This is a genomic window from Armatimonadota bacterium (assembly GCA_031081585.1).
GTDB classification, from domain to species: domain Bacteria; phylum Sysuimicrobiota; class Sysuimicrobiia; order Sysuimicrobiales; family Humicultoraceae; genus Geohabitans; species Geohabitans tengchongensis.
Map to the genome: position 1 here is coordinate 111,790 of JAVHLY010000002.1, position 15,085 is coordinate 126,874.

Consider the following 15,085-nt stretch of genomic DNA (forward strand, 5'->3'; position numbering starts at 1 on the left):
CGTGCAGACGCACCTGCGCGGCCGCGACCTGATCAGCCTCCAGGAGTGGAGCAAGGAAGAGATCGAGACCGTGCTGGAGACCGCCGTGGCGCTCAAGCGGCTGCGGGCGCTGGGCCAGCCCCACCCCTACCTGCGCGACAAGGTCCTGGCCATGCTCTTCTTCTACGCCAGCACGCGCACCCGGGCGTCCTTCGAGGCGGGCATGGCCCAGCTGGGCGGCCACGCCCAGTTCATCGAGAGCCGCACCACCCAGATCGCCCACGGCGACACCCCCAAGGAGATCGGCGAGATCCTGGGGCGCTACTGCGACGGCATCGCCATCCGCCACGTCGACTGGGGGACGGGCCACGCTTACATCCGCGCGGTGGCCGAGGCCAGTCGCGCCCCCGTGCTGAACATGCAGTGCGACCGCTTCCACCCCCACCAGACCCTGGCCGACCTGCTGACCATCCTGGAGAAGCTCGGCGACCCGCGCGGCCGGACGATCACGGTGAGCTGGGCCTACGCCGCCAGCTACCAGAAGCCGCTCAGCATCCCCCAGGACCTCGTCCTGCTGATGCCGCGCTTCGGGCTGAACGTGCGGCTGGTCCACCCGCCGGGCTTCGACCTGCTCCCCGAGGTCCTGGAGCAGGCCCGGGAGAACGCCCGGCGGGCCCGGGTGGGCTTCGAGGTCCTGGACGACTTCGACGCGGGCTTCCGCGGGGCGGACGTCATCTACGCCAAGAGCTGGGGGGCGATGGCCTCGGGCCGCAGCGACGCCGAGGGCGCCGAGCTGGCCGAGCGCTACCGGGACTGGATCACCGACGAGCGGCGCATGCGGCTGGCCCGGGAGGACGCCATCTACATGCACCCGCTGCCGGCCGACCGCAACATCGAGGTGACGGACGCGGTGATCGACGGCCCGCAGTCGGTCGTCTACGACCAGGCGGAGAACCGCCTGCACGTCCAGAAGGCCGTCATGGCCCTGACGATGAGCTAGGGGAGGCGCGCGCAGCATGGCCAGGTCCCGCACCGCCGTGGTGGCCATCGGCGGCAACTCGCTGATCAAAGACCCCCAGCACCAGACCGTCCCCGACCAGTACGCCGCCGTGGGGGAGACGGTGCAGCGCATCGTCCCCATGGTGGCCGACGGGTGGTCAGTGGTGGTCACCCACGGCAACGGCCCCCAGATCGGGTTCATCCTGCGCCGGTCGGAGCTGGCCGCCCACGAGCTGCACGAGGTGCCCCTGGACGTCTGCGGGGCGGACACCCAGGGGGCCATCGGCTACATGATCCAGCAGCACTTCCACAACGAGTTCCAGCGCCGGGGCCTCGTGCGCCAGGCCGTCACCGTCGTCACCCAGGTGGAGGTGGACCCGGGGGACCCCGCCTTCCAGCACCCCACCAAGCCCATCGGCTCCTTCATGGACGAGGCCAAGGCCCGCCAGCGCCAGGCCGAGGGGTGGACGGTGGTGCAGGACGCCGGGCGGGGATGGCGGCGGGTGGTGCCGTCGCCGCGGCCGCGGCGTATCGTGGAGGTGGAGGCGATCCGGCGCCTGCTGGCCGAGGGGTTCGTCGTCATCGGCGTGGGGGGCGGGGGGATCCCCGTGGTGCGGGACGCGGAGGGCAACCTGCGCGGCGTGGCCGCGGTCATCGACAAGGACCTGGCCTCCTCGCTGCTCGCCACCCTGATCGGGGCCGACCTCTTCGTCATCACCACCGCCGTGCCCCAGGTCGCCCTCCACTACGGGCGGCCCGAGCAACAGTGGCTCAGCCGCCTGACGGTGCCGGAGGCCCGCCGCTACCTGGCCGAGGGGCACTTCGGGCAGGGGAGCATGGCGCCCAAGATCGAAGCGGTGATCGGCTACCTGGAGCGGGGAGGCCGGGAGGCCATCATCACCGACCCGCCCAACCTGGAGCGGGCGCTCGCCGGGGACGCCGGGACCCGCATCACCCTGGAGTGAGGTGAGGTCATGGCCATCGCCTTCACGCTGAACGGCCGGCCGGTCACCGTCGAGGCCCCACCCGGCGCCAGCCTGCTGGAGGTCCTGCGGGAGCAGTGCGGGCTCACCTCCATGAAGGACGGGTGCGCGCCGGAGGGGTCGTGCGGCGCCTGCACCGTCATGGTGGATGGCCGCGCCGTGGTCTCCTGCGCCCAGCCGGCGGCGCGGGTGGCCGGGCGGCAGGTGACGACGCTGGAGGGGCTGCCCCCCAAACGCCGCGCCCTGTGGGCCGACTGCTTCGTGGCCGCCGGCGCCTCCCAGTGCGGCTTCTGCTCCCCCGGCATCGTCATGAAGGCGGAGGCGCTGCTGGCGCGCCAGCCGACCCCCTCCCGCGCCGAGATCGCCCGCGCGCTGGCCGGGAACCTCTGCCGTTGCACCGGGTACGTGAAGATCGTCGACGCCATCGAGCACGTGGCGGCGGCCGGGCGGGGGGTGCCCCCGCCCGCGGTGGACTGGAGCGGCCGGGTGGGCTCGCGCACGGGACGGTACGAGGGGCGGGAGCTCGCGCTGGGCACCAAACCCTACGTGAACGACCTGCGCGTCCCCGGCCTGCTGCACGGGGCGCTGCGCTTCTCGGACCACCCGCGGGCGCGGGTGGTGCGCATCGACACCACGAAGGCGCGCGCCTACCCGGGCGTGGTGGCGGTGGCCACCTGGCGCGACGTCCCCGGCGAACGGACCCAGGGGCTCATCACGCGGGACTGGCGCCAGTTCGTGGCCGAGGGGGAGACCACCGCCTACGTGGGGGACGTGCTGGCGGCCGTCGCTGCGACGTCACGGGCCGCGGCCCGGGAAGCCGCAGCCTTGATCGAGGTGGAGTACGAGGTCCTCGAGCCTGTCACGGATCCTGTCCAGGCCCTGCAGCCCGACGCGCCGCGCCTGCACGAGCGCGGCAACGTCCTCTCGGTCTCCACGGTCAAGCGCGGCGACGTCGACGCCGCCCTGGCCAGTGCGGCGCACGTCCTGACCGAGACCTTCCAGACCCAGTTCATCGAGCACGCCTTCCTCGAGCCGGAGTCCGCGCTGGTGGTCCCGGAAGCCGACGGGACGCTGCACGTCTACTCCCAGGGCCAGGGGCCCTGGGACGACCGCCGGCAGGTGGCCTCCTTCCTGGGGTGGCCGGAGGACCGGGTGCGCGTCACCCAGGTGAGCAACGGCGGCGCCTTCGGCGCCAAGGAGGACCTGAACGTCCAGTGCCACGCCGCTCTCCTGGCGGTCCTCACGGGGCGCCCGGTGCTGGTCACCCTCTCCCGCCGCGAGTCCATCCGCTTCCACACCAAGCGCCACCCCCTGACGATGACCTACACGGTGGGCTGCGACGCCGAGGGGCACCTGGTGGCGGTGCGGGCGCGCATCGTGGGCGACACCGGCGCCTATGCCAGCGTGGGGGACAAGGTGCTGGAGCGCGCCGCCGGGCACGCCTGCGGCCCCTACCGGGTCCCGGCCGTCGACGTGGAGGCCACCGCCGTCTACACCAACAACCCGCCGGCGGGGGCGATGCGCGGCTTCGGGGTGCCCCAGGTGGCCTTCGCCATGGAGGGGATGCTCGACCGCCTGGCCGAGCGCGTGGGCATCGACCCCTGGGAGATCCGCTGGCGCAACGCGCTGGAGACGGGAGACATCTTCGCCACCGGCCAGCGCCTCGGCCCCGGCGTGGGCCTGAAGCGGACGCTGCTGGCGGTGCGCGACATCTACCGCTCGGCGCGCTACGCCGGCATCGCCTGCGGGGTGAAGAACACCGGGGTGGGCAACGGGCTGGCCGAATACGGCAAGGCCATCCTGCGCCCCGAGGCCGACGGCACCGTCATCCTCTTCCACTCCTGGACGGAGATGGGGCAGGGGGTGCACACGGCGCTGCAGCAGATCGCCTGCGAGGAGCTGGGCCTCACCGCCGACCGCGTGCGCGTCGTGGTGGACACCATCCGCGAGCTGAACACCGGGCAGTGCACCGCCTCGCGTTCCACGGTGCTCGGCGGACGGGCGGTGATCGAGGCGGCGCGCCGGCTGCGGGCGGCGCTGGACGGGCGGCGGCTGGAGGAGCTGGCCGGCCAGGAGTTCTACGGCGAGTTCGTGGTGGACTGGACCACGAAGCTCGGCGTCCCCAACCCGGTCACCCACTTCGCCTACGGCTGGGCCACCCAGGTGGTCATCCTCGACGACCAGGGGCGGGTGGCGAAGGTGGTCTGCGCCCACGATGTCGGCAAGGTGATCAACCCCACCCTGCTGGAGGGGCAGATCGAGGGCTCGGTGCACATGGGCCTCGGCTACGCCCTCTCGGAGGAGTTCGTGGTGGAGGGCGGGGTGCCGGTGACCGACACGCTGAAGTCGCTGGGGATCTGGCCGGCGACGGCCATGCCCGAGGTGGAGTGCATCTTCGTGGAGGAGCCGCAGCCGGAGGGGCCCTACGGGGCCAAGGGCGTCGGGGAGATCGGCATGGTGCCCACCGCCGCTGCCGTGGCCGGGGCCCTCCACGCCTACGACGGCATCCGCCGCACCCGCCTGCCCATGCGCGACGCCCCGGCCTCCCGGGTGGCCGCGCCCAAGCGCAGCGCGGTCGGCCGGGCCGTGGCGGCGGCCGGCGCGTCGTCTCCGGTGACGGCGGCTGGCGGGTCGTCTCCCATGGCGGCAGCCGGGGGGCCGTCTCCCGGCGTCTCACCGCCGCAGGCCGCAGCGGGGACCGTCCCTCCCTGAGGCGGCTGGCAGGCCTGACCTCCCCATGGGCCTGACGCTGCGCGGCGGGACGGTCCTGGTGAGCCTGGACCCGCCGCGCCTGGTGCACGGTGACGTGGTCGTGGACGGCGGCCGCGTCGTCGCGGTCGGCGCGGCCGGCGGCACGGCCGCCGGACCCGCGCGGGACTGCAGCGGCTGCCTCATCCTCCCCGGCCAGGTGAACGCGCACACCCACCTCTACTCGGCCCTGGCCCGCGGGATGCCCTACCGCCTGCCGCCGCCCCGGAACTTCCTGCAGATCCTCCAGCGGGTCTGGTGGCGGCTCGACCGGGCGCTCGACGAGGCCAGCCTGCGCGCCTCCGCGCTGTTGGGGGGGCTGGAGGCGCTGCTGGCCGGCACCACCACGCTGATCGACCACCACGCCTCCCCCAACGCCATCGACGGCGCGCTGGACGTCATCGCCGAGGCCCTGGAGACGCTGGGCGTGCGCTCGGTGCTGTGCTACGAGGTGACCGACCGCGACGGCCCCGAGCGCGCCCGGGCGGGGCTGGCGGAGAACCGCCGCTTCCTGCGGCGGCGCCACCCGCTCACCCGCGGGCTCGCCGGTGCCCACGCCTCCTTCACCCTCTCGGAGGAGACGCTGGCCGAGTGCGTGGCCGTGGCGCGCGCCGCCGGCGTCGGCGTGCATATCCACGTGGCGGAGGACCTGGCCGACCAGCGCGACGCCCTGGCCCGCTTCGAGCGCCGGGTCGTCCGCCGCCTGGCCGACGCCGGGGCCCTCGACGGTGGCGCCCTGCTGGCCCACTGCGTCCACGTCGACGAGGAGGAGGTCGCCCTCATCCAGGCGCACCGGGCCACGGTGGCCCACAACGCCCGCTCCAACATGCACAACAGCGTCGGCCGGGCGCCGGTGGGCCGCCTCGGGGGGCGGGTGGTCCTGGGGACCGACGGCATCGGGGGCGACATGTTCGCCGAGGGACGGGCGGCCTACTGGCGGGCGCGGGAGGACGACATCGCGGTGGGGGTGGACTGGCCGCTCAGGCGGCTGGCGGCGGCCGCCGCGCTGGCGGGGCGGCTCTTCGGCGAGCCGCTCCTCGGTCGCCTGGAACCGGGCGCGCCGGCGGACCTGGTCGTCCTGGCGTACCTGCCGCCCACGCCGCTGGCGGCGGAGAACGTGGCCGGCCACTGGGTCTTCGGGCTGAGCGCGGCCCAGGTGCGCGATGTGGTGGTGGCCGGTGAGCTGGTGGTGGCGGACCGGCAGCCCACACGGGTGGACCGGGCGGCGGTGGTGGCCGAGGCGACGGCGCAGGCGGCGCGGCTGTGGCAGCGCCTGGAGGCGCTGGGACCCCACCCGTACGAGCCGGCCGGGACCTGAAGGCGCGGGGGAGGAGGTGCGGCGGTGGCGGTGACGAGCGCGGGGCGGGTGGCGCTCTACCTGCAGGACAAGCACCCCATCCGGGACGGGATGGCCTACGTGCAGTACGCCGAGGCCCACGGCTTCGAGGCGGTCTGGCAGGCGGAGAGCCGCCTGGTGCGCGAGGCCACCATCCCGCTGGCCGCCTTTGCCGCCGTCACCGAGCGCATCAAGGTCGGCAGCGGGGTGGTCAGCCTGTGGACGCGCAACGTGGGGTTGCTGGCGGCCACCTTCGTCACCCTCGATGACCTGGCCCCGGGCCGGGTGATGCTGGGGATCGGGGCGTGGTGGGAACCGCTCGCCTCCAAGGTAGGGGTGCGGCGGGAGCGGCCGCTGCGGGCCATGCGCGAGGTGGTGGAGGTGACGCGCCGCCTCATGGCCATGGAGCGCGTCACCTACCACGGCGAGTTCGTCCACGTCACCGACATCGAGATCGACATCGTGCACGGCAACCGGGCCCCGCGCCGGATCCCCATCTACATCGGGGCCACCGGGCTGCAGATGCTGGAGCTGGCCGGCGAGATCGGCGACGGCGTCCTGCTCAACTACCTGGTTAGCCCGGCCTACAACGCCCAGGCCATGGCCGCCCTCGCCCGGGGAGCCGCGCGGGCGGGACGCCGCGTCGAGGACATCGACCGCCCGCAGCTCGTCGTCTGCTCGCTGGACCGGGACCGGGCGCGCGCGCTGGACCGCGCCCGGGAACTGGTCACCCAGTACCTGGGGCAGCAGCCCCACATCATGAAGGCGAGCGGGGTGGACCCGGGCCTGCTGGAGGAGATCGGCCGGGTCCTCACCTGGCCGGCAGGCCCTGAGGAGATCCGCCGGGCCATGCGCCTGGTACCCGACGATGTGGTGCAGATGATCACCGCCTCGGGCACGCCCGAGGAGTGCCAGGCCAAGGTGCGGGAGTACGTGGGCGCCGGATGCACCTGCCCCGTGCTGTACCCCCTGGGCGACGACGTGCGGTTGATGATCGACACCTTCGCCCACGGGGAGTTCTGAGGAGAGGAGGCCCGCAGCCGCGTGGAGGTCCTGCGCCCCCGCACCCTGGAGGAGGCCCTGGCGCTGAAGGCGCGCACCCCGGAGGCCGTGCCCATCGCCGGCGGGACCGACCTGATGGTGGAGCTGAACTTCGACCGCCGCCGCCCGCCCGCGATCCTCGACCTCTGGCGGCTGCCCGGCATCACCGGGTGGCGGCGCGAGGACGGCACGCTGTTCCTCGGGAGCGGCGTCACTTACACCCGCATCATCCGCGAGCTCCCGGACATCCTCCCGCTGGTGCAGGCCTCCCGCTCGGTGGGCTCCCCGCAGATCCGCAACCGCGGCACCGTGGGGGGCAACCTGGGGACCGCCTCTCCCGCCGGGGACGCGCTGCCCGTCCTGGCCGCCTACGACGCCGAGGTGGTGGTGGCCAGCGCCGCCCGCGGCCCGCGCACGCTCCCCTGGGACCGCTTCCTCACCGGCCCGAAGCGCACGGCGCTGGCACCCGACGAGCTGATCCTGGGGGCGCGGTGGCGCCCGCTGCGGGGCGCGGGCTCGTTCTCGAAGGTGGGCATCCGCAACGCCATGGTCATCGCCGTGGCCAGCCTGTGCCTGGTGCTCGACGAGGAGGGGCGCACGGTGCGGGTGGCCCTGGGCTCGGTGGGCCCGACGGTCCTGCGGGCCCCCGAGGCGGAGGCCTTCGCCGCCCAGGCCCTGGCGCGGGCCGGTGCGTGGGAGGACCCGCGCGCGGAGCTCCCGCCCGAAGCCTTCGAGGGGTTCGCCGAGCGCGTGGCGGCTGCCGCCCGCCCCATCGACGACATCCGGGGGACCGCGGCCTACCGCCGCCACGCCTGCCGCGTGCTGGCCCGGCGGGCCCTGGCGTGGGCGCTGGAGGATCGCTGGCGCGAACAGTCGTGAAGCTCCGCGGGCAGATCGCCCTTTCCCGCAGCCCCTGTGTGTGGTTGACATGATGGTATAAAGTGGTATCATAATGGTATGATCAGGAGGCAAGTCCAGCTCACGGACGACCAGGACGCGCGCCTGCGGAAGCTGGCGGCCGAACGCAAGGTCTCCCAGTCCGACCTGGTGAGGCAGGCCGTGGATCTGCTGCTGAGGCAGGCGGAGGGGGACTCCGCCGAAGCCCGGCGCCGGCGGGCATTGGATGTGGTCGGGCGCTTCAGCTCGGGACGGTCCGACGTCAGCATCCGCCACGACGACTACCTGGCTGAGGAGTTCCGCTAGCTGAACACCTTCATCGATACCTCCGCACTGTACGCGCTGCTCGACCGGGACGACCAGGTGCATCGTGCAGCCGCAGCCACCTGGGCCGGGCTTCTGCGGGCAGGGGACCCGCTGCTCACCCACAACTACGTCCTCGTCGAGACCACCGCCCTGCTGCAGCGGCGCCTCGGTACGGCGGCGGTGCAGGCGCTCCGGGACGACCTCCTCCCCGTGCTCTCCACGGTGTGGGTGGACGAGAACGTGCACGAAATGGCCCTCACGGCTCTCATCGCCGCGCGCGACCGGGAGGTCAGCCTGGTCGACCGGGTCAGCTTCGAGTGCATGCGCCGGCGGGGGGTGCGGCGGGCGTTCGCCTTCGACCGGCACTTCGCGGACCAGGGCTTCGAAGTGATCCCCGAGGGCGCCGCCCGCTGAGCGAGGCCCGGTGCGGTCCCGTCCCCGTGACCGCCTCCCGGGGATGGAGTAGACTGCCTCTCGGAAGCCGCTCCCGGGACGACGCCGCGAGGGACCGATGACCGAACCGTTCGTCCACTGCCACCTGCACACCGAGTACTCCCTGCTCGACGGCCACAGCCGGATCCCCCAGCTCATGGAGGCGGCGGCGCGCGCGGGCATGCCGGCCATCGCCCTGACCGACCACGGGGCGATGTACGGGGCCATCGAGTTCTTCCTGGCGGCGCGGCAGGCCGGCCTCAAGCCCATCATCGGCGTGGAGGCCTACGTCGCCGCCCGGACCATGGCCGACCGCGACCCCAAACTGGACGCGGTGGCCCACCACCTGGTGCTGCTGGCCACCTCGCTGGAGGGCTACCGCAACCTCATCGCCCTCACCACGGCCGCCCACCTGGACGGCTTCTACTACAAGCCGCGCATCGACCACGCCCTGCTGGCCCGCCACCGCGGGGGGCTCATCGCCCTCTCCGCCTGCCTCCAGGGGGAGGTGGCGCGGGCCCTGCTCGCCGACGACGAGGCCGCCGCCCGGCGCATCGCCGCCACGTACCGGGACATCCTGGGGCCCGACCACTACTACCTGGAGGTCCAGGACCACGGCTTGCCCGAGGAGGCGAAGGTGCGCCACGGCGTGGTGCGCCTGGCCCGCGACCTGGGCCTGCCGCTGGTGGCCACCAACGACGTCCACTACGTCCACCGGGAGGACGCCGACGCCCAGGACGCCCTGATGTGCATCCAGATGAACATCGGGCTCGACCAGACCGACAAGCCGCGCATGGGGGACGTCCCCGAGTTCTACCTGAAGCGCGGCGAGGAGATGGCCCGCCTCTTCGCCGACCTCCCGGAGGCGCTGCGCACGCCGCTCGAGATCGCCGAGCGCGTCGACCTGGAGATCCCCATGGGGACGCTGCGCCTGCCCCACTTCCCCGTCCCGGCCGGGGAGACGGCCGACTCCTACCTGCGCGCCCTGTGCGAGGCCGGGCTGCGCCGCCTCTACGGCCGCGTCACCCCGGAGCTGCAGGCGCGGCTGGACGAGGAGCTGCGCGTCATCGCCCAGACCGGCTACGCCGCGTACTTCCTCATCGTCTGGGACTTCGTCCGCTTCGCCCGCGAGCGCGGCATCCTCACCACGGTGCGCGGCTCCGCCGCCGGCAGCCTGGTCCTGTATGCGCTCGGGGTCACCGACGTCGACCCCATCCGCTACCGCCTGCCCTTCGAGCGCTTCCTCAACCTGGAACGCTTCACCCCGCCGGACATCGATGTGGACTTCATGGACAGCCGGCGGGACGAGGTCATCCGCTACGTCATCGACAAGTACGGGCTCGACCACGTCGCCCAGATCATCACCTTCGGCACCATGGGGGCCCGCCAGGCGGTGCGCGACGTGGGCCGGGTCATGGGGCTGCCCTACGGCGACGTGGACCGCATCGCCAAGCTCATCCCCTTCAACGCCACCCTGGACGAGGCGCTGCGCCAGGACCCCGAGCTCGCCCGCCTGGCCCGCGAGTCCGCGCAGGTCCGGCGCCTGCTCGACCTGGCCCGCAAGCTGGAGGGCGTGGCCCGCCACGCCAGCACCCACGCCGCCGGGGTGATCATCTCCCGGGAGCCGCTGACGGAGCACGTGCCGCTGCAGAAGGCCACCAAGGGCGACCTGGTGATGACCCAGTACGACATGAACTCCGTGGACAAGATCGGCCTGCTCAAGATGGACTTCCTGGGCCTGGTGAACCTCACCATCCTGGACACGGCGCTCCGGATCATCGAGCAGACCCGCGGCGTGCGCATCGACCTCAAGGCGATCCCGCTGGATGACCAGGCCACCTACGACCTGCTCTCCGCGGGGGAGACCGTGGGGATCTTCCAGCTGGAGGGGGCGGGGATGACCCGCTACCTGCGCGAGCTGCGCCCCTCGCGCATCGAGGACATCATGGCCATGGTCGCCCTCTTCCGCCCGGGGCCGATGGCCAACATCCCCGCCTACATCCGGCGCAAGCACGGCAAGGAACCGATCACCTACCTCCACCCGCGGCTCGAGCCGGTGCTGCGCGACACCTACGGGGTGATGGTCTACCAGGAGGACGTCATGGCCGTGGCCCAGGCGGTGGCCGGCTTCACCCTGGCCGAGGCCGACGTCCTCTGCTACGCCATCCGCAAGAAGATCAAGGACAAGCTGGAGGCGCAGCGGGAGAAGTTCGTGCGCGGGGCCCGGCGCAACGGCATCCCCCCCAAGGTCATCGACCAGCTCTGGGAGCAGTTCGAGCCCTTCGCCCGCTACGGCTTCAACCGAGCGCACGCGGCCTGCTACGGCCTCATCGCCTACTACACCGCCTACCTGAAGGCCAACTACCCGGTGGAGTACATGACGGCGGTCCTCACCCACGAGGCGCAGGGCCAGGACTGGCAGGCCAAGGTGGCGCTGGCCGTGGCCGAGGCGCGGCGCATGGGGCTGCAGGTGCTGCCGCCCGACGTGAACGCCTCGGCGGAGAACTTCGCCGTGGCCGGCGGGGCCATCCGCTTCGGGCTGGGGGCGGTGAAGCACGTGGGGCTGGGGGCGGTGCAGGAGATCATCCGCGCCCGCGAGGCCGGCGGCCCCTTCACCGGCCTGGCGGACTTCTGCGCCCGCGTCGACACGCGCGTGGTGAACAAGCGCGTGGTGGAGGCGCTCATCAAGGCGGGGGCGTTCGACTCGCTGGGCGTGCCGCGGGCCCAGCTGCTGGCCGCCCTGGACGGCGCGCTGGCGGCGGGGCAGCGGGCACAGCGGCTGCGGGACTCCCTCCAGCAGGGGCTGTTCGACGTGGGGGTCGAGAGCACTCCGGCGATGCCGGACGGCAGCGTCGGGCTGCCCGAGTTCACCCAAGAGGAACGGCTGGCCATGGAGAAGGAGATGCTGGGCCTGTACATCTCCGACCACCCGCTGGCCCACGTGCAGGAGGACCTGGCCGCGCGCACCAGCCTGCCCATCGGCCAGCTCGCCGAGGTGCGCGACCGCACGCCGGTCACCGTCGGCGGGATCGTCGCCGCCCTGAAGCGCACCACCACCAAGAGCGGCTCGGTGATGGCCTTCCTGACCCTGGAGGACCTCACCGGGAGCGTCGAGGTGATCGTCTTCCCACGCACCTACGAGCAGCACGCCGTCCTGCTGAAGAAGGACGCCATCCTGGTGGTGCGCGGGCGCGTGGACGTCGCCGAGCAGCAGGTGAAGGTCCTGGCCGACGCGCTCTTCCCGCTGGCGGAGGCGCCGGCCGCCGAGCCGGTCACCCTGAACGGTGTCGCCGTCCGACCGGCGGGGACGGCAGACGACGGGGAGGAGGGGGAAGCGCTCTCCGCCGCGGCCGAGGCCCCGGCCGCGGACCCGGCCGGAGACCTGCACGTGCGCCTGCCCGCCTCCCTCGGCCCCGAGGGCCTGGAGCGCCTGCGCCGCTCCCTCGACCGCCACCCCGGACCGCACGGGCTCGTCCTGCACCTGGTGGGATCGGGGCAGGAGACGGTGGTGCGGGCGCGCGGGGTGCGGGTGCGCGGGGAGGAGGCGCTGACCGTGCTGCAGGCGGAGTTCGACCAGGTGGCCGCCTGGCTGGAAGGACCCCCGTGACCGACCACCCGCTCAGCGCTCCGCGCCGTCGCCTCTGGCGCCTGGGAGCGGGGCTGTGGCTCCTGGCACTCCTGGCCGCGGGCGGGCTGGCGCTGGCCGCGGCCCGCGGCGTCCTCGCCCCGGCGCGGCCCCCGCTCCCGGAGGTGGTCGCACGGCCGGCCACCGCCCCCGGGGTCCCGCGGGCCCCCGCGCTCCCGGAACTGCCGGGGATGCTCCCGGTCGTGTCGCGTCCGCCGGCTCCGGACTTCGTGCGCCCGTCGCTGCGCGACGGCCGGCCGGTCCGCCTGAGCGACTTCCGCGGCCGCACCGTCCTGCTGAACTTCTTCGCCTCCTGGTGCGTCCCGTGCAGGGAGGAGGCGCCCGTGCTGGAGCGCACGGCGCAGGCGTTCCGCCACCGGGGCGTGGTGGTGCTGGGCGTGGCCGTGGTGGACGAGTACGAGGCCGCCAGGGCCTTCCTGGGGACCCACGGGATCACCTACCCGGCGGTCTTCGACGCCGCAGGTGACCTGATGCGGCAGTTCCGGGTGACCGGGCTGCCCACCTCGATCTTCATCGACCCGCAGGGGCGCATCGCCGGCCGCTTCGTCGGCCCCTTCCTCGGTACGGAGGGGGCCCGGGAGCTGGAGCGGCGTCTGGTCGCCTCCGGAGCCCGCTGAATGGCCCACGACCTGCTGGCCTCCGCCGCGCGGGTGCGGACCCGGTTGCCGGTGTGGCAGCCGCTGGCCGCCCTCGTCCTCATGGCCCTGGGTTTCCTGCTGGTGGTCCAGCTCCGCACCGGCCGCGAGCTCGTGGCCGAGCAGGCCGAAGTCCCCACGCGCAACGTCTACGCGCTGGCCAGCCTCCTGCGGGAGGAGCGCGAGGCCCGTCGTGCCCTGGAAGGGCAGGTGGCGGCGCTGCGGAAGCAGCTGGAGCGCTACGAGCGCGCCCAGGCCCAGGGGCGCAGCCTGGCCGCCTCCCTCACCCACGAGGTGGAGCAGCTGCGCATGGCGCTGGGCCTCGTGGCCATGGAGGGGCCGGGCGTGGTCGTCGTCCTGCGTGACGCGCCCGTCCAGCCGGCCGGCGCCGCCCCGGTGATCGTCACCTACCAGGATCTGGTCGGCGTGGTGAACGAGCTGTGGGCGGCCGGCGCCGAGGCCGTGGCCGTGAACGGGCAGCGGGTCACCGCAATGACCGGGTTCAGCCAGGTCGGCGGGACGGTTGTGGTGAACCTGCGGCGCCTCACCGCCCCCTACCGCATCACGGCCCTGGGTGACCCGCAGACGCTGCAGGAGGCGCTCACCATCCGCGGCGGGCTCGTCGAGGGGCTCCGGGGGCTCGGCCTCTCCGTGCAGATCACCCGTCACCCCTCCCTCCAGGTCCCTCCCTACACCGGCACCATCCGGTTCGAGCGGGCCCGGCCGGTGCGATGAGGGGCGCCTGGCTCATGCCCGGCGGGAGCGCTCCCGCCGCAGCGCCCACCCCTCCCCCGCGCACGCCGTTGCCCGAGTGCGCAGACGTCGTGGTCGCGGGGGCGAGCTTCGCGGGGCTGGCCGCCGCCCGTGCGCTGGGGCCCCGGGCCCTCGTCCTGGACCGCGCCCCGCTGGGCGCGCACCAGACCTCCGCCTGTGCCCTGCCGGTCCACCTGGTGGAGCGCATGGACGCAGGAGCGGCCGTCCTCCAGCGGCACGACCGGCTGGTGATCACCGTCGACCGGCGCACCACGACCTGGCCCCTGCCGCGTCCCTTCGGCACCATCGACTACGCCGCGTTCTGCCGCCTGGCGTTCGCCGCCTCGGGGGCGCGTTTTCACCTGGCCGCCGTCACAGGCGTGACCCGGACCCCCGCACCCGGCGGATGGCTGGAGGTGCACACCGCGGCGGGCACGGTCCGGACGCGCTTCGTCGTCGACGCCATGGGGCCGCGCTCCCCGCTAGCCCGGGCCCTCCCCGGACGCCGCACCGCCTTTGGGGTGGAGACCGAGCTGCCGGCGCCGATGGATGACGGATTGCGCTTCGCCTTCCTCCCTGAGGTGCGCGACGGCTATGCCTGGGCCTTCCCGAGTGGACCCGTGACACGGTTCGGGGTCCTCAGCTACCGGGGACGGACGAAGCTGCTGCCGGCGCTGCGCGCCTTCCTGGCCCGGTTCGGGCTCACCCCCGGCTCGCTCCACGGCGGCTTCCTGGCCACGGGGCTGCGTCCCCTGCCGCGGGCCGGCGTGTTCCCCGCAGGGGACGCCGGCGGGCACTGCCTGCCGCTGACGGGGGAGGGGATCCGCACCGCCCTGCTCGCCGGCACAGTCTGCGGGGGGCTGCTCGCCGCCGCGCTCGAGGGCCGTATCAGCGCGGCCGCGGCTGCCGACGCCTATACCCGGTTCCTGCGGCGCTCCGCCGCCCGGTTCCGCTGGCTCACCTGGCTGACGGCAGGGACGCTCCTCCTCCCCAGGCCCGTGCTGGGCTGGACTGCGGCCGCCATGGCCCGCCCGGCGTGGCTGGCCCGCTTCTACGCGCGGTACTTCGACGTGTTCTCGGACGACCCGGGTGCGGGACGAGAGGTCGAAGGGCCGGATAGGGAGGGGATCGGGAGCACCGCTGCGCAGGAGCCCCGGGGGGTGGTGCCGGGCGAGGGAGTCGAACCCTCACGGGGCGTCAGCCCCAGCAGATTTTGAGTCTGCCGCGAATGCCAGTTCCGCCAGCCCGGCGCACGCTCTGTCCGTCAGTATAGCATCGCAGAGGAGGGCGTCGGCCGGGGGAACCCCCGCCTGTTCCCCTCGTCTAAGGG

At 73.7% G+C, this 15,085-nt stretch carries 11 protein-coding genes and 1 tRNA gene; 11 read left to right on the top strand and 1 reads right to left on the bottom strand.

Annotated elements, in window-relative coordinates; genetic code table 11:
• Position 1: 1 nt before the first annotated feature.
• The 11 genes from RB146_01600 (at position 2) to RB146_01650 (ending at position 13,737) form a co-directional block, all read left to right on the top strand.
• Positions 2 to 979, top strand: a complete 978-nt coding sequence (locus RB146_01600) for an ornithine carbamoyltransferase (GenBank protein MDQ7827677.1) — start codon at positions 2 to 4, stop codon at positions 977 to 979.
• Between the two features lie 16 nt (positions 980 to 995).
• A complete protein-coding gene (arcC, locus tag RB146_01605) occupies positions 996 to 1,943 on the top strand; it encodes a carbamate kinase (protein ID MDQ7827678.1) in 948 nt (315 codons plus the stop codon).
• Positions 1,944 to 1,952: 9 nt separating this feature from the next.
• Complete coding sequence (xdh, locus tag RB146_01610; protein MDQ7827679.1) at positions 1,953 to 4,673, top strand: selenium-dependent xanthine dehydrogenase; 2,721 nt, start codon at positions 1,953 to 1,955, stop codon at positions 4,671 to 4,673.
• 25 nt (positions 4,674 to 4,698) lie between these two features.
• On the top strand, positions 4,699 to 6,027 hold the full coding sequence (locus tag RB146_01615) for an amidohydrolase family protein (protein MDQ7827680.1): 1,329 nt from the start codon (positions 4,699 to 4,701) through the stop codon (positions 6,025 to 6,027).
• Positions 6,028 to 6,057: 30 nt separating this feature from the next.
• On the top strand, positions 6,058 to 7,068 hold the full coding sequence (locus RB146_01620; protein MDQ7827681.1) for an LLM class flavin-dependent oxidoreductase: 1,011 nt from the start codon (positions 6,058 to 6,060) through the stop codon (positions 7,066 to 7,068).
• Between the two features lie 21 nt (positions 7,069 to 7,089).
• Entirely contained in the window at positions 7,090 to 7,965 is an 876-nt protein-coding gene (locus RB146_01625) for an FAD binding domain-containing protein (GenBank protein MDQ7827682.1), read from the top strand.
• A 78-nt stretch (positions 7,966 to 8,043) separates the two neighbouring features.
• On the top strand, positions 8,044 to 8,289 hold the full coding sequence (locus RB146_01630) for a CopG family transcriptional regulator (GenBank protein ID MDQ7827683.1): 246 nt from the start codon (positions 8,044 to 8,046) through the stop codon (positions 8,287 to 8,289).
• 12 nt (positions 8,290 to 8,301) lie between these two features.
• Positions 8,302 to 8,703: a PIN domain-containing protein gene (locus tag RB146_01635; protein ID MDQ7827684.1), complete on the top strand. Its 402-nt coding sequence runs from the start codon at positions 8,302 to 8,304 to the stop codon at positions 8,701 to 8,703.
• Positions 8,704 to 8,800: 97 nt separating this feature from the next.
• The gene (locus RB146_01640) at positions 8,801 to 12,328 is read left to right on the top strand and encodes a DNA polymerase III subunit alpha (protein ID MDQ7827685.1); all 3,528 of its coding nucleotides are present in this window, start codon (positions 8,801 to 8,803) and stop codon (positions 12,326 to 12,328) included.
• A complete protein-coding gene (locus RB146_01645; GenBank protein MDQ7827686.1) occupies positions 12,325 to 12,984 on the top strand; it encodes a TlpA disulfide reductase family protein in 660 nt (219 codons plus the stop codon). The genes RB146_01640 and RB146_01645 overlap by 4 nt, the downstream gene beginning before the upstream one ends.
• A complete protein-coding gene (locus tag RB146_01650; protein MDQ7827687.1) occupies positions 12,985 to 13,737 on the top strand; it encodes a DUF881 domain-containing protein in 753 nt (250 codons plus the stop codon).
• Between the two features lie 1,179 nt (positions 13,738 to 14,916).
• Here the strand turns inward: RB146_01650 and RB146_01655 are convergent.
• Positions 14,917 to 15,005 (bottom strand) — tRNA-Leu (locus RB146_01655).
• Between the last annotated feature and the right edge of the window lie 80 nt (positions 15,006 to 15,085).

What these genes read in the sequence shown, in the direction of transcription:
- RB146_01630 (MDQ7827683.1), top strand. Translation starts at nt 8,044, where the DNA reads ATGATCAGGAGGCAAGTCCAGCTCACGGACGACCAGGACGCGCGCCTG.
- RB146_01650 (MDQ7827687.1), top strand. Translation starts at nt 12,985, where the DNA reads ATGGCCCACGACCTGCTGGCCTCCGCCGCGCGGGTGCGGACCCGGTTG.
- arcC (MDQ7827678.1), top strand. Translation starts at nt 996, where the DNA reads ATGGCCAGGTCCCGCACCGCCGTGGTGGCCATCGGCGGCAACTCGCTG.
- xdh (MDQ7827679.1), top strand. Translation starts at nt 1,953, where the DNA reads ATGGCCATCGCCTTCACGCTGAACGGCCGGCCGGTCACCGTCGAGGCC.
- RB146_01615 (MDQ7827680.1), top strand. Translation starts at nt 4,699, where the DNA reads ATGGGCCTGACGCTGCGCGGCGGGACGGTCCTGGTGAGCCTGGACCCG.
- RB146_01640 (MDQ7827685.1), top strand. Translation starts at nt 8,801, where the DNA reads ATGACCGAACCGTTCGTCCACTGCCACCTGCACACCGAGTACTCCCTG.